A 19,603-nucleotide genomic window follows, 5' to 3' on the forward strand; every position below is an offset into this window, starting at 1 on the left:
GTCTTGCTGCTAAATTGGGTAGAATCTGCCAACTTGATTGAAATGCCGCCACCGTTAGCTATTTTTAAATAGTTTTGCGGCTTTCTTACCGTCCTAATTTAAAGAGTTTGTCACACCAAATTATGAAGCACATTCGTAACTTTTCGATTATCGCCCACATCGACCATGGTAAGTCGACCCTATCTGACCGTCTAATCCAAGTTTGTGGAGGATTAAGCGATCGTGAAATGGCTGCACAAGTCCTTGATTCGATGGATCTTGAGCGTGAACGTGGCATCACCATCAAATCTCAGAGTGTGACACTAAACTACACCGCAAAAGATGGTGAAACTTACCAACTTAACTTCATCGATACTCCGGGACACGTTGACTTCGCATACGAAGTATCACGTTCTCTTGCGGCTTGTGAAGGCGCACTATTGGTTGTCGATGCTGGTCAAGGTGTAGAAGCTCAGACTCTAGCAAACTGTTACACAGCGATCGAAATGGATCTGGAAGTAGTGCCAATCCTCAACAAGATTGACCTTCCAGCAGCTGATCCAGAGCGCGTATCTGAAGAGATCGAAGAGATCGTAGGTATCGACGCGATGGAAGCAACGCGCTGTTCTGCGAAAACAGGTATCGGTGTTGACGATGTTCTAGAAAACATTGTTTCAGCAATTCCTGCTCCAGAAGGCGATCCTGAAGCGCCGCTGCAAGCGCTGATCATCGATTCTTGGTTCGATAACTACCTTGGTGTTGTTTCTCTTGTTCGTATCAAGAACGGTTCTCTGAAGAAGAACGACAAGATCAAAGTAATGAGCACAGGCCAAGTTTGGGGTGTAGACCGTCTAGGTATCTTCACACCGAAACAGGTAGATACTACTGAACTAAATACTGGTGAAGTAGGTTGGGTTGTTTGTGGTATCAAAGACATCCTAGGTGCACCGGTTGGTGATACGCTAACACTGGCTAAAAACGGCTGTGAAAAAGCGCTACCAGGCTTTAAAAAAGTAAAACCACAGGTATACGCGGGTCTGTTCCCAGTATCATCTGATGATTACGAAAACTTCCGTGATGCGCTAGGTAAACTAAGCTTGAACGATGCTTCTCTATTCTACGAGCCAGAGAACTCAGCAGCACTTGGTTTTGGTTTCCGTTGTGGTTTCTTGGGTATGCTTCACATGGAGATCATCCAAGAACGTCTAGAGCGTGAATACGATCTAGACCTAATTACAACTGCGCCAACCGTAGTATACGAAGTTGAAAAAACAGACGGCACTCAACTGTATGTTGATAGCCCAGCTAAGCTGCCTGCTATCAATGATATCAACGAGATTCGCGAGCCGATTGCACGCTGTAATATCTTAGTACCTTCTGACTACCTAGGTAACGTAATCACACTGTGTGTTGAGAAGCGTGGTGTTCAGGTTGATATGATTTATCACGGCAACCAAGTAGCGGTTGTATACGATATTCCAATGGCTGAGGTAGTACTGGACTTCTTCGACCGTCTGAAATCAACGTCTCGTGGTTACGCATCACTGGATTACAACTTCCAACGCTTTGAAGCATCAAGCATGGTTCGTGTAGACGTACTTCTAAACGGTGACACGGTTGATGCACTTGCGATGATTACACACAAAGATCAATCGCAAACTCGTGGTCGTCAGCTTGTGGAGAAGATGAAAGAGTTCATCCCTCGTCAAATGTTTGATATCGCGATTCAAGCGGCTATCGGTAACCACATCATCGCTCGTTCTACAGTTAAACAACTGCGTAAGAACGTAATCGCGAAATGTTACGGTGGTGACGTGAGTCGTAAGAAGAAGCTTCTGAAGAAACAGAAAGAAGGTAAGAAGCGTATGAAGCAGATCGGTAACGTAGAGCTGCCTCAAGAAGCATTCTTAGCAATTCTTCACGTTGGCAAAGACTAATATCAATCGTACTAACTAACTGTTAAATATTACTGGTTAAAATCGCTTATTTCTTTGTTGCAAAGTTTTGTAATTAGGCCCACTAGTCACTGCACTTTACGCCTCGAACTAAGCGATTTTTCCTGCGTAATCTTTTAAGCATCTAGTCAGTGTGATTGATAAAAATTAGAAATATTAAGCAGAGTGAAAGAGTTATACTCTTTCACTTTCGTTATTTTTAAAGAAATGAAATTTAAGGGATATCAATGGCTAATACATTTTCGCTTATCTTAGTGATCGTAACTCTAGTGACCGGCATTGTATGGGCATTGGAAAAGTTTGTGTGGGCGAAGAAGCGCCAGCAGAAGCTTGCTGATGTGGAAGCACAAACGAATGGCCTAGACGCTGAAACCAGCGCAAAAGTTACGGCTCAGCCTTGGTGGGTTGAGAACAGTGTGTCCATTTTCCCGGTAATTGCATTTGTTTTGATCTTGCGTTCGTTCATCTACGAACCGTTTCAAATCCCATCTGGCTCGATGATGCCAACGCTTTTGGTTGGTGATTTCATCTTGGTAGAGAAGTACGCGTACGGTCTTAAAGACCCAGTATGGCGCACTCAATTGGTAGAAACAGGCAAGCCAGAACGTGGTGATTCAATCGTATTTAAGTACCCGCCTCAGCCAAACATTGACTACATCAAGCGTGTTGTCGGTTTGCCAGGTGATACTATTCGTTACAGCAGTCGTAAAGAGATCTGTATCCAGGCGAAAGGTACAAGTAGCTGTAAACCAGTGAAATTAAGTAATGTTGAAGAAAGCCAATTTATTCAAGATGGTGTGCCTCTGATTCAACTGAATGAACAGCTTGGAGATGTAGAGCACCAAATCTTAGTTAACCCATTGCGTCGTAATCGTGTGCAATCGTATCAGCCTCGTCCTGGTGTTAACGAATGGGTCGTTCCAGAAGGCCAATACTTTGTGATGGGTGATAACCGTGACAACAGTGCTGATAGCCGTTACTGGGGCTTTGTCCCTGAAGCAAACCTTGTTGGTAAGGCTGTTGCTATTTGGATCAGTTTCGAATTCGAACGTGGTTCAGACAGTGTACTTCCAACATGGATTCCTACTGGTGTGCGTTTTAATCGCATCGGTGGGATTCATTAATCGATCAATTAACACATCGAGAGAGCATGAATTCTCCAATTGATAAACTAGAGAGAAAGATTGGCTATCAGTTTAATGATGCCGATCTTATCCACTTGGCGCTGACTCACCGCAGCGCCGCAGGTAAACATAACGAACGTCTTGAGTTTCTGGGCGATTCAATTTTAAGTTTTGTTATCGCTGATGATCTATACCACCGTTTTCCTAAGGTAAACGAAGGTGATATGAGCCGCATGCGCGCAACATTAGTACGTGGTCATACATTGGCAGAACTAGGTCGTGAATTCGAACTAGGAGATTACTTAAAATTAGGTCCAGGTGAGTTGAAGAGTGGCGGTTTCCGTCGTGATTCTATTCTAGCGGATGCTGTTGAAGCGATCATCGGTGCTATCTATTTGGATAGTGATACCGAGACGGTTCGCGGCATTATTTTAAGCTGGTACCAATCTCGCCTAGAAGCTATTCAGCCAGGAGTATCTCAAAAAGACCCGAAGACTCGTCTTCAAGAGTTCTTACAAGGTCGAAGAAATCCTCTACCTGTCTACACAGTGACTAATATTAAAGGTGAAGCACACAACCAAGAGTTTACGGTTGAGTGTGAAGTGGCAGGTGTGGATAAACCTGTTATCGGTAAAGGCACTAGCCGCCGCAAGGCAGAACAAGCGGCTGCTGAAACAGCATTAGAGCAACTAAGCAATGTCTGATAACAACCAAGAATTCGATATCGATGCATTCTTTTCATCTGATAGCAAACAACCTAGCCTACCGGAAAACCAACACTGTGGCTTCATCGCTATTGTAGGTCGCCCAAACGTAGGTAAGTCGACGCTTCTGAACCATATTCTGGGACAGAAGATTTCTATTACATCACGTAAACCACAGACCACACGTCACCGTATTATGGGCGTGGAAACTGAGGGTGATTACCAAGCGATTTTTGTGGATACTCCTGGACTTCATATTGAAGAAAAGCGTGCCATCAACCGCTTGATGAACCGTGCAGCAAATAGCTCACTGAGTGATGTGAACCTAGTATTCTTCCTTGTCGATGGTACCCACTGGACCGAAGACGATGAGATGGTTCTGAACAAGCTGAAGAAGACTGACTTCCCAGTTGTACTTTGCATCAACAAAGTAGATAACGTTCAAGACCGTACTAACGTGATGCAGCACATGATGGAAGTCTCCAAGAAGATGGACTTCATTGATGTTGTGCCAATCTCGGCGAAGCAAGGTAAGAACATTGATGTACTGCGTAAGCACGTACGTGAACACTTACCTAAAGCGACACACCACTTCCCTGAAGAGTACGTGACTGATCGCTCGCAACGCTTTATGGCATCTGAAATTATCCGTGAAAAGCTGATGCGCTTTACGGGTGATGAGCTGCCTTACTCGGTAACGGTTGAGATCGAACGTTTCGACTACAACCCAGATAACGATGGCTTCCACATCAACGCACTGATTCTTGTTGAACGTACTGGTCAGAAGAAAATGGTGATTGGTAAAGCGGGCGAGAAGATCAAAACGATTGGTCGCGAAGCACGTATCGACATGGAAGAGCTATTCGGTCGTAAGGTTTACCTAGAGACTTGGGTTAAGGTTAAATCTGGTTGGGCTGATGATGAACGTGCACTTCGTTCACTAGGCTACATCGACGATCTATAATCTAGTTTGAACTTCACTTTCCTCTACTGGATGTGAAAGTCAAAATAGTGAGTTTAAGAGAGAGTGCGAACTCTCTCTTTTTGTATCTGTAAGAAGGATAAATCATTGAGCGAAGGGTTACAGCGATGCTTTGTATTGCACCGTAGGCCATATAGCGAGTCGAGCTTGATACTGGATATTTTCAGCGAAGAGTTTGGTCGTGTAACGTTGATGTCGAAAGGTGCTCGTAGCAAGCGTTCCAATTTAAAAGGAGCATTGCAGCCTTTTACGCCTCTACTACTCAAGTGGTCGGGGAACAGCTCAATGAAAACACTGCGCCAAGCTGAGCCTATCAGTTTAGGTTTGCCTCTCTCTGGCATTAACCTCTACTCCGCAATGTATGTGAATGAGTTGATTGGCCGAGTGCTGATGGCTGAAGTGCCAATGCCTGCTCTTTTTCACGACTATCTTCATGCTTTAACAGAGCTGGCACATAATGAAAATCCAGAGCCAGCACTGCGTCGCTTTGAGTTGGCACTGCTATCTGCCATGGGTTATGGCGTCGACTTTTTACACTGTGCGGGTACCGGCGAACCGATTGCTCCAACAATGACTTATCGCTATCGAGAGCAGAAAGGTTTCATTGCTTCAGTGCGACGAGACAACCTGACTTTTATGGGCGATGAACTTATTGCGATCAGTGAACGTAGGTTTATCACTAAAGAGCAGTTAAAAGCGGCAAAACGCTTTACACGCATAGCCTTAAAGCCGTATCTTGGCGGCAAACCATTAAAAAGTAGAGAACTGTTTTTGCCAAGAGCAGGTCTTTCTAGAGCACGGAGTATTGGAAAATGAGCTCAATCCTTTTAGGCGTTAATATCGACCATATTGCAACACTACGTAATGCACGTGGTACTAAATACCCAGATCCAGTACACGCAGCTGAAATCGCTGAGCGCGCTGGTGCTGACGGCATCACTATTCACCTGCGTGAAGACCGCCGCCACATCGTAGATCGCGATGTACGTATTCTGGCTGAAACTATCCAAACTCGCATGAACTTAGAAATGGCAGTGACGGATGAGATGGTTCAGATTGCACTTGATACTAAGCCTGAATTTGTTTGTCTTGTTCCTGAAAAGCGTGAAGAGCTAACCACTGAAGGTGGCTTGGATGTGGTTGGTCAACTAGATAAGATCAAAGCAGCAACGCAAAAGCTGTCAGAAGCAGGCATTAAGGTATCTCTATTTATCGATGCTGACCGCGAGCAGATCGACGCAGCAAAAGCGTGTGGTGCACCGTTCATTGAGCTTCATACTGGTCACTACGCTGACGCGAAAACAGAAGAAGACCAACAAGATGAGCTGAAAAAGATTGCGGCTGGCGCAAGCTACGCAGACGATCTTGGTATTACGGTGAATGCGGGTCACGGCCTGACTTACCATAACGTAGCACCAATTGCGGCGCTTCCAGAAATCTATGAGCTTAACATCGGTCACTCAATCATGGGACGTGCAGTCTTTGATGGCTTGAACAAAGCCGTAGCTGACATGAAAGCCGTAATGGAAACCGCTCGTAACAACATTTAGTTTGTTAAGTATTAGCTTATTAAATATCTAGTTTGATAAGTAGCATCATCAATAAGTAGTTAAAGGGTAATCATGGCTGTTGTCGGGCTTGGGACAGATATCGCGGAAATTGAACGCGTTGAAAAAGCATTATCACGAAGTGGTGAGGCATTTGCTCAGCGTATTCTTACGGAATCTGAGTTTGAAGTGTTTCAGCAGCTCAAGCAAAAAGGTCGCTATCTTGCTAAACGTTTTGCTGCCAAAGAAGCAGCATCAAAAGCGCTGGGCACGGGTATTGCTATGGGTGTCACCTTCCATGATTTTGAAATATCAAATGATGAGCATGGTAAGCCGGTGCTGAGCTTGCACAATAAAGCTTTAGAGATTGCACAAGCGAGTGGCACAACATCGATTCACCTGACTATTTCAGATGAGCGTCATTACGCCGTGGCGACGGTACTCTTTGAGTCGTAATCGCTACTCATCCTGATGTTCATTAACTACTGAGTAAATAGAACAAACAAAAAAGCAGAGCTTATTACGCTCTGCTTTTTATTTCCTTGAAATTGAGGCTAAGCCGCTCTAATCACTGGTTGGTTTTAAGTAGTGAACAGCGGTCGCTTGTACTTTATCGAGCTCGTCTTGAAGCTCAAATAATTCTGGCTCGATATCTTCAATCGAAGTACCTGAGCGTAGCTCTTTCTCTATCGTGGCACAGACTGATTTAAGCCTTGGTACCCCGCTGTATGAGCTGCTGCCATGCATTTTGTGGATGATGTGTATCAGCTGTTCAACAGGGTAGTCCGTGTCTTCTATCGCTTTTTCCGCCGCGTCATACACCTCAGGGATAAAGTCGACCAGCATTTGCAGCATATCGCGTGCGAGGTCTTCTTTATTGGCGGCTTGCTTCATCGCAGCTTGCCAATCAATGATGATGTTTTTGTGCTCGCTAGAGTTACTTTCAGATACTGGATTGTTATCGACCTCTGCAGACACTGCTGGATGGTCTGGATTTATCTTCTCGATGTGCTCAACCTCAGAGGTTGGGCTCCAATGAATCAATACTTGCTGTAATACATGCTCTTCAATTGGTTTGGTCAGGTAGTCATCCATACCTGCATCTAGCAGTCTATCGCGCTCGCCTGTCATGGCGTGTGCGGTAACAGCAATCACCGGCGTGTTGGCGTTGTTGGCGAGCTTCTTGATGTTCTGACAAGCCGTCACACCATCCATTTGCGGCATCTGAATGTCCATGAAGATGATATCAAACTGAGTCTCAGTAGCTTTGTCGATCGCCTGCTGACCACTGGTACAGCTGATAACGGTTTCCACGCGTTCTTTGAGTAGCGCGGTGATAAGTTTCAGGTTGGCTGGGTTATCATCAACAGCCATCACAGTCAGTGGTAGTTTCTCTTCTGAATGGGTTTCAATCGCTGGTGCAATCAAGGTTGGCGCTTGGTTCGACACCAGAGTTTGCAGTAGCTTCTTACGTGAAAGAGGTTTAGTGATGCATTGAACATCGACTTCTTTCATCAATTGTTCGCCAAGTGCGAGCTCGGTACTCGGTGTACCAATGATCACGTTCTGAGCAATCTTCTTCGCGCCAATCGCCCAGCCGCTTACCGTATCAAACTGGTAGTCTTGGTTGGCTGCGAGGTTCAGCAGTACGTAGTCGTACGAAGTTGACTCGTCAGGCATCACCGAACGATAGGTAACGACTAAGCCTTCTTGGGTCAGGATTTGTTGAGTAATCGAAGCGGCTTGCATGTTTGGTTCGATAAGCAGTAGTTGCTTGTCTTGCAGACATTGAGTCTCAATTAGCTCTGTCATCGGCATATCAGTGGTTGATAGCCTTAGCGTAAACCAGAAAGTGGAACCTTGGTGTAGGCGACTGGTTAGGCTGATCTCACCGCCCATTTGGCTCACAAGTTTCTGGGTGATAACCAGACCTAGGCCTGTACCACCATAGCGACGAGATATACTTGCATCAGCTTGGCTGAAGGCTTGGAATAGTTGGGCTTGCTGACGCTCAGAGATACCAATACCCGTATCACGAACCATGAACTGTAGTTCGATGTTGTCTTCGCTTTGTGAACGTAATTCAACGCTAATATCAATGTTACCACGCTCGGTAAACTTGATTGAGTTACCGACTAGGTTGGTCAGGATTTGTTGGATACGCAGTGGATCGCCAACAACGCCTGCTGGTACTTTAGGATCGATCTTAAGGGTAAGCTCTAGACCTTTCTCATGAGCGTTGGTCGCTTGAAGGTTCACTACTTCTTCTAAGCTTGCTTGGAACTCAAATGGGATGTTTTCTAGCGCCAGTTTACCGGCTTCAAGTTTCGAGAAGTCCAAGATATCGTTGATGATACTGAGGAGGTTGTTCGCAGAGCGTTCAATGGTCTGTAGATAATCTGTCTGACTGTTCGACAGGTGAGTTTTAAGCATCTGGCGAGTAAAGCCAATCACACCGTTAAGTGGTGTTCTTAGCTCGTGAGACATATTTGCCAAGAACTCTGACTTAACACGTGCCGCTTCTTGTGCACGTTTTTTCGCGATGTCTAACTCAACGTTTTGAATCTCTAGCTGCTCAAGAGTTTCACGCAGATCCGAAGTAGCTTGGTCGATACTGTGCTGCATCTCGACGTGATATTCCGACAGCGATACCGCCATCGCGTTGATACCGTTTTTCAGCGAGTCCAACTCACCGTGCATTTTGCCTTCGATACGGACATCCAAGTGACCACGGCGAATTCGGTCAACCATGTTCTTCATGTGCGTGATCGGTTGAGTTACATCGTGCATCAAGCGGAAAGCGAATACACCAGAAAGACCCAACCCAAGAATCAGCACTAAGAAGGCTGAGAAGACTTCTTGATATTGCTGCAAACGAAGTGAAGAAAGGTCTAACTCAATAGCAATATAACCAATCGCTTGGTTGGCTTGAGACTGACCATTAGCCGAGTTGATGTACTGGCCTTCTGCAATAATCGGGGTGCGAAGAATCAGTGTGTTATCGAGTAAGTCAGAAGAGCTTAAATGAGGAATCGGTTTGTCTTTTGGATAAGTCAGGCTTTCGAAATCAGGGTGAAAGTTTGAGGTTACAAACAATTCATGACGATCATCGAACACCGCGATACTACGTACCAGCTTAGAGTTCTTTCGATGTGCATAGCTGATTAGCTGACGAACAGACTCTCGACTTTCGAGTTGCATGCCAGATTCACTCGCAATTGCCAGTGGCTCAATGATGCTAGTACCTGTGTTCACCACCTGACCTTCAAGGTCTTGATAGCGGTTAAATGAGAAAAATGCACTCAATAGCAGCCCAATAATCAGGGTTGGAGCTAGAGTTAAGGTAATTACACGGGCTCTTAAGCCATATCTGGTCATGTTCTTTAATTACATCGAGGTCTGGATATGGGAAAATAACGCACACAATGGCGGTTAAGTGAACGGTAAGCTTAATCAAAGCCGTGACGTTCGACAATGATTCCAAGACAGAATAGTGAGTCCTGGATACCAATTACTTATTAAAAGATACATTAGGCACAAGCAATGGCACGTTTTTTCCAACCAAAAAAGAAAACTCAACTCGAGACCAAGCATCAATCGGTTTTGGTTGAACGAATGGATCACAATGGCGCTGGCATCGCTTATCAGAAAAACAAACCGGTTTTCATTGACGGCGCATTGCCTGGTGAGCTGGTGGTTATTCAGCTTACTGAAAGTAAAAGTAAGTTTGCACGCGCGAAACTCATCAAATTACTGAAGCCAAGCGAGCAACGTTTAAAGCCTTTTTGTAAACACTTTAATCAGTGTGGCGGTTGTCATCTTCAGCACCTTGGTTACCAATCTCAGGTAGAACACAAGGCACAATCTCTTACGCATTTGATGAACCAATATAAGACAGATGAGACAGATATGGCTCAACCGATTGTGGGTGATGAAACGGGTTATCGTCGTCGTGCACGTATCAGCCTGTTTGTTGATAAGAAAACGCATAAGCTTCAGTTCGGTTTTCGCAAGAAGCAGAGCAAGCAGATAGAAAACATTACAGATTGTGCCGTGCTTGATCCTCGCCTAAATGTATTGCTGCCAAAGGTGAAAAATTTACTCAACACTTTCAGCAACCTTACGTCTTTAGGACACGTTGAATTGGTATTGGGTGATACTGGCCCGGTAATGGTGTTACGCCACCTTAAGCCTTTGATTGAAAAAGATGAGCAAGCATTGATTGCGTTGGCGAAAGAAGAAGGCGCGATACTGTACTCAATGCCAGAGACCGACAAGTTGGTCCGCCTGGTTGGTGATGCGCCTAGCTACAGCGAAACAGGTGTTACCTTACCTTTTGAGCCAAACCACTTCATTCAGGTGAACCAGAAGGTCAACCAGCAGATGGTGGCTCAAGCGATTGAATGGTTAGAACCTAAAGCGGATGAGCGAGTGTTGGATCTGTTTTGTGGCTTAGGTAACTTCAGTCTACCTATCGCTCAACAATCGGCGTTTGTGGTTGGTGTTGAAGGTGTCGATGAGATGGTTCAGCAAGCCACATCGAATGCCCAATTGAACCAGTTGAGTAACACCGAGTTTTACCAAGCGAACCTTGAAGAAGACTTATCTGCACAAGCTTGGGCAAAAGAGAAATTTGATAAAATCTTACTGGACCCAGCTCGTGCTGGAGCGAGTGGTGTTGTTGATCAAATTTCAGCGTTAGGAGCGAAGCGTGTGGTTTATGTTTCGTGTAATCCTGCTACTCTAGCTAGAGATTCAGAGAGCTTAGAAAAGCAAGGCTACCAATTAGCCAAACTTGGTATGTTGGATATGTTCCCACACACCAGCCATTTAGAATCGATGGCTCTCTTTATCAAGGCTTAAAGCCCGTAAATAAGGCTTAAAAATGAATGACAAAGGCGCAGGGACATCTGCGCTGATATCAATATGGTCGAACTAACTTGGAACCAGTTAGTCATATTGAATTGGGTATAAAACAGAATAACTAGGAAGGCACGATGGTTGCGGTACGAAGCGCACATTTAAACCCAAGCGAACAGTTTGAGCTAGAAAGTTGGATTGCGTCATTAAAGCAAGACGCAAAAACCTCGAATAAACTGAACAAAGTTTATCGTCACTGTGAAGAGCTATTAAAAGATCACGAGCAAGCATCACTCTTGCTATGGCGTGGACGCGAGATGATTGAAATCTTGGTCACGCTGTCGATGGATCGTGCAACATTAGTCGCAGCACAACTCTTCCCTGTGGTATCAAGTGGCGTTTTTGAGCGCGAAGCCTTCGAAGAAAGCTACGGCAAAGAAATCGTTAAGCTGATTGACGGCGTTGAAGAAATGGCGGCCTTGGGCCAACTAAACGTAACCCTTGAAGGCAGTGCTGCCTCGGGTCAAGTTGATAACGTTCGACGCATGCTATTGGCCATGGTTGATGATTTCCGCTGCGTAGTTATCAAACTTGCGGAGCGAATCTGTAACCTTATCGAGGTGAAAAAAGCGCCTGATGCTGTGCGCCGAGCGGCAGCAAAAGAGTGTTCTAACATCTATGCCCCACTGGCAAACCGTTTAGGTATCGGCCAACTTAAGTGGGAAATCGAAGATTACGCATTCCGCTACCAACAACCAGATACCTACAAGCAAATTGCAAAACAGCTGTCTGAGCGTCGTATAGTTCGTGAACAATACATCACAGATTTCGTTGATGATTTAACGGCAGAAATGCAGCGTTCAAACATCAATGCTGAAGTGAGCGGCCGACCAAAACACATCTACAGCATCTGGCGCAAAATGCAGAAGAAAGGCTTAGCCTTCGATGAGCTTTTTGACGTACGAGCAGTACGTATTATCGCTGACCAGCTCCAAGACTGTTATGCAGGTCTAGGTGTCGTTCATACCAAATACAAACACCTACCAAGTGAATTTGACGACTACGTGGCGAACCCTAAGCCAAATGGTTACCAGTCGATTCATACCGTAGTACTTGGCCCTGAAGGCAAGACTATTGAGATTCAGATCCGTACTAAGCAAATGCACGAAGACTCTGAGCTTGGTGTGGCGGCGCACTGGAAGTACAAAGAAGGGGCTTCAAGCGGCCGTAGTGGCTACGATGAGAAAATCACGTGGTTGCGTAAACTTATCGACTGGCAAGAAGAGATGTCGGACTCTGGCGAGATGCTGGATGAAGTACGTAGCCAAGTCTTCGATGACCGTGTATACGCATTTACTCCACGTGGTGACGTGGTCGACTTACCAATGGGCGCAACCCCGTTGGACTTCGCTTACCACATCCACTCGATGGTCGGACACCGCTGTATCGGTGCCAAAGTAGCGGGACGTATCGTACCGTTCACTCATAAACTATCGATGGGCGACCAAGTTGAGATCATCACGCAGAAAGAGCCGAACCCATCTCGTGACTGGTTAAACCCAACCACAGGCTTCGTTCACTCTGGACGTGCTCGAGCGAAAATCAATGCATGGTTCCGCGCACAAAGCCGTGAGAAAAACCTAGAAGCGGGTCGTGACATCCTGGAAGTAGAGCTAGCGAAAGTGGGCGCAACCCTAAAAGATGCTGATCAATACGCACTAAGACGCTTTAACGTGAATACGCCAGACGAACTCTATGCCGGTATTGGTAGTGGCGACTTGCGTATTAACCAAGTGGTTAATCACATCAATGCGCTAGTGAATAAGCCAACGGCGGAAGAAGAAGACAAGAAAGCGCTAGAGAAACTGCTTGAGTCGGAAAACAAGCCGGCACAACAGAGTCGTCCTAAGAAAGATGCAGTTGTTGTTGAAGGCGTAGATAACCTAATGACGCACCTAGCGCGCTGTTGTCAGCCGATTCCAGGTGATGTGATTAAAGGTTACATCACCCAAGGTCGCGGTATCTCTGTTCACCGTGCTGATTGTGAGCAATTGAGTGAGCTAAGCCTACACGCACCAGAGCGTATTATTGATACCGTTTGGGGCAATGGCTTTGTCGGTTCTTACATCCTAACGCTGCGCGTTGAAGCATTAGAGCGTAATGGCTTGTTGAAAGACATCACCTCACTGTTCTCGAATGAGAAGATCAGTGTGACGACAATGAAGAGCCGCATTGACTACAAGCGTCAGCTATCGGTAATGGATTTCGATTTGGAAGTGACCAATATTGAGATTCTGAGTCGAGTGACAAGTCGAGTAGAACAGATCAAAGATGTCATGAGCGTCAAGAGATTAGGATAGTTTTTACGTCGTACTTAGCTTTCTAACGGCGTTAGTTTCACTTATTTCCGGAATGCCGGCCCAGGCTCATCACATAGGCAAGTTATGCTCAGGAGCCTCATAAGTTTAATGCCTTGTTAGAAGAACTAATTACTTAGTAAAAAAATATAGTTGTCATTCCCTACAGTGAGGGACGAACGTGATAGGGAATCTCGCTATGCGGTTAGAGATCCCCAACTCGCTCATTCTTCACTCTTGGAGATGACAAATAAAGACAAAGGTGAGTGGTTTTGGCTGCTCACCTTTTTTAGTTTTAGAAGACGTTATAAATTTAAAAATCAAAGACAGTAATAGGAAGAAAATGATGAATCATCCGATTGAACAACTTGAACAGATCATGACTAAGCTGCGCGATCCAGAAGGTGGCTGTCCTTGGGATTTAAAACAAAATTTTGAAACAATTGTCCCTCATACTATCGAAGAGACTTATGAGGTGGTGGATGCAATTCACAACAAAGACTGGTCGAATCTGCAAGAAGAGCTTGGCGATCTACTGTTTCAGGTGATTTTTTACAGTCAGTTGGCGAAAGAACAGGGGTTGTTTGAGTTTTCGGATGTGGTTGATGGCATCAATGAGAAGTTAACACGCCGTCACCCTCATGTGTTCTCGGATGCCGAGTTTGCTAGCGACGAAGAAATTAACGCGAACTGGGAAGCGGAAAAAGCCAAAGAAAAGGCACAAGCAGGCAAAACTCAAGAAAGTATTCTAGACTCAATACCAAACTCTCTACCTGCGCTTTCACGTGCTACAAAGATTCAAAAGCAGGTAGCGAAATATGGCTTCGATTGGGACTCAATTGGCCCAGTTGCCAACAAGGTAATAGAGGAAGTGGACGAGGTGCTGGAAGAGGCGCTTCAAGTGACGCCAAACGAAGATTTGGTTGAAGAAGAGTTGGGTGATTTGCTGTTTGCAACGGTGAATTTGGTGCGACATTTAGGCAAAAACCCTGAATCGGCGCTCAATAAGGCCAACTTGAAGTTTTCACGTCGCTTTAAAGGGGTGGAAGAAAAAGTGCGTCAACAAGATAAAAGTCTGACCGATTTTTCACTACAACAGCTTGATTCCATGTGGGATGAGGTAAAAGTAGCGGAGAAAAGATAACCAAAGCTTTTATCATGAATTGATTTGAAGCAAAAAATAAAAAATAGCAGTGTGATAGATTTCACGTTGTGGCGATAAGGGGCTTCTGGTATATTTTCATCCCGTCCAGAAGTAGTCCATTTCCCTCATTCAACCAATTTCAGGTTAAACATGACGACAAATTACATTTTTGTTACTGGCGGGGTTGTATCCTCTCTAGGTAAAGGTATTGCTGCAGCATCTCTTGCGGCTATTTTAGAAGCTCGTGGTCTTAAAGTGACTATGATGAAGCTTGACCCTTACATCAACGTTGATCCAGGCACTATGAGCCCGACTCAGCACGGTGAAGTGTTCGTTACGGAAGATGGCGCTGAAACAGACCTTGACCTTGGTCACTACGAGCGATTCATTCGCACCAAGATGACTAAGCGTAACAACTTCACTGCAGGTCGTGTTTACTCAGACGTACTAGCAAAAGAGCGTCGCGGTGATTACCTAGGTGCAACTATTCAGGTTATCCCACACATCACTAACTCTATCAAAGAGCGTGTTATTTCTGGCGCTGAAGGCCACGATATCGCGATCGTTGAAGTTGGTGGTACGGTTGGTGATATCGAATCTCTACCATTCATGGAAGCGATTCGTCAGCTAGCAGTAGAACTAGGCCGTGAACGCGCAATGTTCATGCACCTAACGCTAGTACCTTACCTAGCAGCTGCGGGCGAAGTGAAAACTAAGCCGACTCAGCACTCTGTAAAAGAGCTACTGTCTATTGGTATTCAGCCTGACATCCTAGTTTGTCGTTCTGACCGCAACATTCCTTCGAATGAGCGTAAGAAAATTGCTCTGTTCTGTAATGTGCAAGAAAATGCAGTTATTTCAATGCGCGATGTTGACTCTATCTACAAGATCCCTCAGCTTATTAAAGCTCAAGGCACTGATGAACTTGTATGTAAGCGTTTCGGCATTACAGCTCCAGAAGCAGATCTGTCTGAATGGGAACAAGTAATTTACGAAGAAGCTAACCCAACGGGTGAAGTGACGATTGGTATGGTTGGTAAGTACATTGAACTACCAGACGCATACAAATCAGTAAATGAAGCGCTAAAACACGCAGGCTTGAAAAACCGCCTAAGCGTTAATATTAAATACGTAGATTCACAAGACGTTGAGTCTCGTGGCGTAGAAATTCTAGAAGGCCTAGACGCAATTCTAGTACCAGGTGGCTTCGGTGACCGTGGTGTTGAAGGTAAGATTCTTGCTGCTCAATACGCACGTGAAAACAAAGTACCATACCTAGGTATCTGTCTAGGCATGCAAGTAGCACTTATCGAGTACGCTCGTAATGTTGCGAAAATGGAAGGTGCACACTCTTCTGAGTTCTGTTCTGAAACTAAATACCCTGTTGTTGGCCTAATCACTGAGTGGGTAGACGGCGAAGGTAAAGTTGAAGAGCGTACAGAGACATCTGATCTAGGCGGCACAATGCGTCTAGGTTCACAGCTTTGTCACCTAGCGAAAGGTACTAAAGCTTACGAACTATACGGTAGCGCGACGATCCATGAACGTCACCGTCACCGTTACGAAGTGAACAATAATCTTCGTCCACAAATTGAAAAAGCGGGCCTAAAAGTATCGGGTCTATCTGCGGACAAGAAACTGGTTGAAGTTATTGAGAACCCGAACCACCCATGGTTCGTTGCAGCTCAATTCCACCCAGAGTTCACTTCAACACCTCGCGATGGTCACCCATTGTTTGCAGGTTTCGTTAAAGCGGCTGGTGAGTTCCAGCGCGGCGAGTTAGAGAAGTAAAAGGAATACAGGTAGCAGCGTAAGTTGTGCTGCTACCTTTAAATTTGACATTTATATATTCAACGAGAAGGAAACATTCAATGTCTAAGATCGTTAAAGTTCTAGGTCGTGAAATCATCGATTCACGTGGTAACCCAACTGTAGAAGCTGAAGTACACCTAGAAGGCGGTTTCGTAGGTATGGCTGCTGCTCCATCTGGCGCATCTACTGGTTCTCGCGAAGCTCTTGAGCTACGTGACGGCGACAAATCACGTTTCCTAGGTAAAGGTGTTCTTAAAGCAATTGAAGCTGTAAACGGCCCAATCGCTGAAGCTCTAGTTGGTAAAGACGCTAAAGCTCAAGCTGACGTTGACCAAGTTATGATCGACCTTGACGGTACTGAGAACAAATCTCAGTTCGGCGCGAACGCTATCCTAGCTGTTTCTCTAGCGAACGCTAAAGCTGCTGCTGCAGCTAAAGGCATGCCTCTATACGAGCACATCGCTGAGCTAAACGGTACTGCTGGTCAGTTCTCTATGCCTCTACCAATGATGAACATCATCAACGGTGGTGAGCACGCTGATAACAACGTTGACATCCAAGAGTTCATGATCCAACCAGTTGGTGCTAAGACTCTTAAAGAAGGTCTACGTATCGGTGCTGAAGTATTCCACAACCTAGCTAAAGTTCTTAAGTCTAAAGGCTACAGCACTGCAGTTGGTGACGAAGGTGGTTTCGCTCCTAACCTTAAGTCTAACGCTGAAGCTCTAGAAGTTATCGCAGAAGCTGTTGCAGCTGCTGGTTACGAACTAGGTAAAGACGTTACTCTAGCTATGGACTGTGCTGCATCTGAGTTCTTCGACAAAGAAGCTGGCATCTACAACATGAAAGGCGAAGGTAAGACTTTCTCTTCTGAAGAGTTCAACCACTACCTAGCTGAGCTAGCTAACCAATTCCCAATCGTTTCTATCGAAGATGGTCTAGACGAGTCTGATTGGGCTGGCTTCAAGCACCAAACTGAACTACTAGGTGACAAGCTTCAACTAGTAGGTGACGATCTATTCGTTACTAACACTAAGATTCTTGCTGAAGGTATCGAGAAAGGCGTTGCTAACTCTATCCTTATCAAGTTCAACCAAATCGGTTCTCTAACTGAGACTCTAGCTGCAATCAAGATGGCTAAAGACGCAGGTTACACAGCTGTAATCTCTCACCGTTCTGGCGAAACTGAAGACGCAACTATCGCTGACCTAGCGGTAGGTACTGCTGCAGGTCAAATCAAGACTGGTTCTATGAGCCGTTCTGACCGTGTTGCTAAGTACAACCAACTTATCCGTATCGAAGAAGCTCTAGGTTCTAAAGCTCCTTTCAACGGTCTTAAAGAAGTTAAAGGTCAATAATTCCTAGCGAATTGTTAATCTAAGCTTTTTAAATGCCTCGCTTATGCGGGGCATTTTTTTGTCTGCAGAAAGGTAGAGTAAACAACCCCTAGGTTCTAAAGCTCCTCCTGTTACATATAAAGTTCGTCATTCCCTAGACTGACGAAGGAAGGAGCAGGGAATCTCATCACAGGTTCCTAACGACAATAATTCCCCGACTTATTGATTCCCTGACACCACATATCTCGCACCAATAAGCTCATTATGGTATATATGTGCCTTATTCTAGTTCCTTCTTTTTCAACCGGCGAAAGGTGTTATGCGAATTTTTGCTTTAGTACTGCTCATAGTGTTTGGCTGGCTACAACACACACTGTGGCTCGGTAAAAATGGTATCTCTGATTACTACGGTGTGAACAACGAAATCCAAGTTCAGCAGCAAGTAAATGAAAAATTAAAAATTCGAAATGATGAGATGTTTGCAGAAATCGACGATCTACGCCAAGGCTTAGACGCGATTGAAGAGCGCGCGCGTCATGAGCTTGGAATGGTTAAAGAAGGCGAAACGTTTTATCGCATCATTGGTGAGGAATCCCATTAATGTTGACTCAACCTCAAAGCGTGATTGCCGTTGTCCCTGCTGCGGGCGTGGGTAGCCGAATGAAGGCTGACCGTCCGAAGCAATACCTTAAGATCAATGGCAAAACGATTTTAGAGCATACTGTTGAGAAGCTATTGGCTCACCCTCAAGTCTCTCAAATTGTCGTCGCAATCAGTGATGATGACCCATACTACCCAGAGCTACCCCTTACTCAGAATCCACAAGTGATTCGAGTCGCTGGTGGAAGTGAAAGAGCGGATTCAGTTCTTTCTGCTTTAGATTATATCGAGAAGCAACAGCTCGGTGATTGGGTGATGGTGCATGACGCCGCAAGACCTTGTGTTCAGCTAAGTGACATCGACAAGTTGATTTCTACAGCGATGAACCATGATGTCGGGGCGATATTAGCCGCTCCAGTTCGAGACACGATGAAGCGAGGTGCTCAAGGGCAAATCGAGCATACTGTTGAACGAGCCGATTTATGGCATGCACTTACACCACAGATGTTCAGAGCGGAACCTCTGTGGAATGTATTGAGCGAAGCGCTTAAACAAGGCGTTTCGATTACCGACGAAGCCTCTGCTTTTGAATGGAAAGGCTTCTCGCCCGCTTTAGTCGCCGGGCGTTCAGATAATTTTAAGATTACTCAGCCAGAAGACTTAGCGCTTGCTGAGTTCTATTTAAGTCAGAATAAGGAATAATGATGATTCGTATTGGCCATGGCTTTGATGTACATAAGTTTGGTGGTGAAGGTCCGGTAATTATTGGTGGCGTGAGCATCCCTTACGAACAAGGTCTTATCGCACATTCAGATGGTGACGTTGCCCTTCACGCGTTGTGTGACGCTCTGTTAGGTGCGATCGCCGCGGGCGATATTGGTCGTCATTTCCCAGACACTGACGATGAATGGAAAGGCGCAGACAGCCGTGAGCTATTGAAAGATGTGTACCGTCGAGTAAAAGAACAGGGCTACGTGATTGGTAATGCCGATATTACTATCATGGCGCAAGCGCCAAAAATGGCACCTCATATAGACTCTATGTGCCAAGCTATTGCACAAGATTTAGAAACCAGCATCAGTAATGTGAACGTAAAAGCAACGACAACAGAGCGTTTAGGCTTTACGGGTCGCAAAGAGGGCATCGCATGTGAAGCGGTGGTCCTAATTACCAAAAGTGCGTAAGCACCAACACGAAAAGAA

Annotated in this window: 16 protein-coding genes; 15 read left to right on the forward strand and 1 reads right to left on the reverse strand. The window is 45.3% G+C overall.

Annotated elements, in window-relative coordinates; translation table 11 throughout:
• Positions 1-122: 122 nt before the first annotated feature.
• From lepA to acpS, 7 genes are all read left to right on the forward strand, one after another.
• The gene (gene lepA, locus F0232_RS21195) at positions 123-1,916 is read left to right on the forward strand and encodes a translation elongation factor 4 (protein WP_008223960.1); all 1,794 of its coding nucleotides are present in this window, start codon (positions 123-125) and stop codon (positions 1,914-1,916) included.
• A gap of 245 nt (positions 1,917-2,161) precedes the next feature.
• Entirely contained in the window at positions 2,162-3,058 is an 897-nt protein-coding gene (lepB, locus tag F0232_RS21200) for a signal peptidase I (protein ID WP_019826295.1), read from the forward strand.
• 26 nt (positions 3,059-3,084) lie between these two features.
• Positions 3,085-3,762 carry a ribonuclease III gene (rnc, locus tag F0232_RS21205; protein WP_004739034.1) on the forward strand — a complete coding sequence of 226 codons (678 nt, stop codon included), beginning with the start codon at positions 3,085-3,087 and terminating at the stop codon, positions 3,760-3,762.
• Positions 3,755-4,726, forward strand: coding sequence for a GTPase Era (era, locus tag F0232_RS21210; protein ID WP_008224485.1), 972 nt, complete (start codon positions 3,755-3,757; stop codon positions 4,724-4,726). Before rnc ends, era begins: the two co-directional genes overlap by 8 nt.
• A 105-nt stretch (positions 4,727-4,831) precedes the next feature.
• Positions 4,832-5,560, forward strand: coding sequence for a DNA repair protein RecO (recO, locus tag F0232_RS21215; protein ID WP_105057598.1), 729 nt, complete (start codon positions 4,832-4,834; stop codon positions 5,558-5,560).
• Positions 5,557-6,294: a pyridoxine 5'-phosphate synthase gene (pdxJ, locus tag F0232_RS21220; protein WP_008224482.1), complete on the forward strand. Its 738-nt coding sequence runs from the start codon at positions 5,557-5,559 to the stop codon at positions 6,292-6,294. Before recO ends, pdxJ begins: the two co-directional genes overlap by 4 nt.
• A gap of 72 nt (positions 6,295-6,366) precedes the next feature.
• The gene (gene acpS / locus F0232_RS21225; RefSeq protein WP_061032440.1) at positions 6,367-6,747 is read left to right on the forward strand and encodes a holo-ACP synthase; all 381 of its coding nucleotides are present in this window, start codon (positions 6,367-6,369) and stop codon (positions 6,745-6,747) included.
• 108 nt (positions 6,748-6,855) lie between these two features.
• On the opposite strand, the gene barA is transcribed toward acpS, so the two are convergent.
• On the reverse strand, positions 6,856-9,669 hold the full coding sequence (barA, locus tag F0232_RS21230) for a two-component sensor histidine kinase BarA (RefSeq protein WP_061032441.1): 2,814 nt from the start codon (positions 9,667-9,669) through the stop codon (positions 6,856-6,858).
• A 165-nt stretch (positions 9,670-9,834) separates the two neighbouring features.
• Here barA and rlmD point away from each other — a divergent pair, with 165 nt between their 5' ends.
• The 8 genes from rlmD to ispF all read left to right on the forward strand — a co-directional run bounded on the left by rlmD (position 9,835) and on the right by ispF (position 19,585).
• Positions 9,835-11,154 (forward strand): 23S rRNA (uracil(1939)-C(5))-methyltransferase RlmD, encoded by a 1,320-nt coding sequence (rlmD, locus tag F0232_RS21235; protein ID WP_105057597.1) that lies wholly within the window; start codon positions 9,835-9,837, stop codon positions 11,152-11,154.
• 134 nt (positions 11,155-11,288) lie between these two features.
• Positions 11,289-13,511: a GTP diphosphokinase gene (gene relA, locus F0232_RS21240; RefSeq protein WP_008224477.1), complete on the forward strand. Its 2,223-nt coding sequence runs from the start codon at positions 11,289-11,291 to the stop codon at positions 13,509-13,511.
• 343 nt (positions 13,512-13,854) lie between these two features.
• Positions 13,855-14,652 carry a nucleoside triphosphate pyrophosphohydrolase gene (gene mazG / locus F0232_RS21245; RefSeq protein ID WP_061032443.1) on the forward strand — a complete coding sequence of 266 codons (798 nt, stop codon included), beginning with the start codon at positions 13,855-13,857 and terminating at the stop codon, positions 14,650-14,652.
• A 150-nt stretch (positions 14,653-14,802) separates the two neighbouring features.
• Positions 14,803-16,443, forward strand: coding sequence for a CTP synthase (locus F0232_RS21250; RefSeq protein WP_061032444.1), 1,641 nt, complete (start codon positions 14,803-14,805; stop codon positions 16,441-16,443).
• Positions 16,444-16,523: 80 nt separating this feature from the next.
• Positions 16,524-17,822: a phosphopyruvate hydratase gene (eno, locus tag F0232_RS21255; protein ID WP_061032445.1), complete on the forward strand. Its 1,299-nt coding sequence runs from the start codon at positions 16,524-16,526 to the stop codon at positions 17,820-17,822.
• A 298-nt stretch (positions 17,823-18,120) separates the two neighbouring features.
• Positions 18,121-18,402, forward strand: coding sequence for a cell division protein FtsB (ftsB, locus tag F0232_RS21260; RefSeq protein ID WP_008221147.1), 282 nt, complete (start codon positions 18,121-18,123; stop codon positions 18,400-18,402).
• The gene (gene ispD / locus F0232_RS21265; protein WP_061032446.1) at positions 18,402-19,103 is read left to right on the forward strand and encodes a 2-C-methyl-D-erythritol 4-phosphate cytidylyltransferase; all 702 of its coding nucleotides are present in this window, start codon (positions 18,402-18,404) and stop codon (positions 19,101-19,103) included. Before ftsB ends, ispD begins: the two co-directional genes overlap by 1 nt.
• A gap of 2 nt (positions 19,104-19,105) precedes the next feature.
• Positions 19,106-19,585: a 2-C-methyl-D-erythritol 2,4-cyclodiphosphate synthase gene (gene ispF, locus F0232_RS21270; RefSeq protein ID WP_004739053.1), complete on the forward strand. Its 480-nt coding sequence runs from the start codon at positions 19,106-19,108 to the stop codon at positions 19,583-19,585.
• The last annotated feature ends 18 nt before the right edge of the window (positions 19,586-19,603 follow it).

Origin of the sequence: Vibrio sp. T3Y01 (assembly GCF_013114525.1) — a bacterium.
Taxonomy (GTDB): Bacteria; Pseudomonadota; Gammaproteobacteria; order Enterobacterales; family Vibrionaceae; genus Vibrio; species Vibrio chagasii_B.

Excerpts from the sequence above, each read along its gene's own strand:
- ispD (WP_061032446.1), top strand. The coding sequence starts at position 18,402 with ATGTTGACTCAACCTCAAAGCGTGATTGCCGTTGTCCCTGCTGCGGGC.
- pdxJ (WP_008224482.1), top strand. The coding sequence starts at position 5,557 with ATGAGCTCAATCCTTTTAGGCGTTAATATCGACCATATTGCAACACTA.
- barA (WP_061032441.1), bottom strand. The coding sequence starts at position 9,669 with ATGACCAGATATGGCTTAAGAGCCCGTGTAATTACCTTAACTCTAGCT.
- F0232_RS21250 (WP_061032444.1), top strand. The coding sequence starts at position 14,803 with ATGACGACAAATTACATTTTTGTTACTGGCGGGGTTGTATCCTCTCTA.
- era (WP_008224485.1), top strand. The coding sequence starts at position 3,755 with ATGTCTGATAACAACCAAGAATTCGATATCGATGCATTCTTTTCATCT.
- eno (WP_061032445.1), top strand. The coding sequence starts at position 16,524 with ATGTCTAAGATCGTTAAAGTTCTAGGTCGTGAAATCATCGATTCACGT.
- ispF (WP_004739053.1), top strand. The coding sequence starts at position 19,106 with ATGATTCGTATTGGCCATGGCTTTGATGTACATAAGTTTGGTGGTGAA.
- lepB (WP_019826295.1), top strand. The coding sequence starts at position 2,162 with ATGGCTAATACATTTTCGCTTATCTTAGTGATCGTAACTCTAGTGACC.
- acpS (WP_061032440.1), top strand. The coding sequence starts at position 6,367 with ATGGCTGTTGTCGGGCTTGGGACAGATATCGCGGAAATTGAACGCGTT.
- relA (WP_008224477.1), top strand. The coding sequence starts at position 11,289 with ATGGTTGCGGTACGAAGCGCACATTTAAACCCAAGCGAACAGTTTGAG.
- rlmD (WP_105057597.1), top strand. The coding sequence starts at position 9,835 with ATGGCACGTTTTTTCCAACCAAAAAAGAAAACTCAACTCGAGACCAAG.
- rnc (WP_004739034.1), top strand. The coding sequence starts at position 3,085 with ATGAATTCTCCAATTGATAAACTAGAGAGAAAGATTGGCTATCAGTTT.
- mazG (WP_061032443.1), top strand. The coding sequence starts at position 13,855 with ATGAATCATCCGATTGAACAACTTGAACAGATCATGACTAAGCTGCGC.
- lepA (WP_008223960.1), top strand. The coding sequence starts at position 123 with ATGAAGCACATTCGTAACTTTTCGATTATCGCCCACATCGACCATGGT.
- ftsB (WP_008221147.1), top strand. The coding sequence starts at position 18,121 with ATGCGAATTTTTGCTTTAGTACTGCTCATAGTGTTTGGCTGGCTACAA.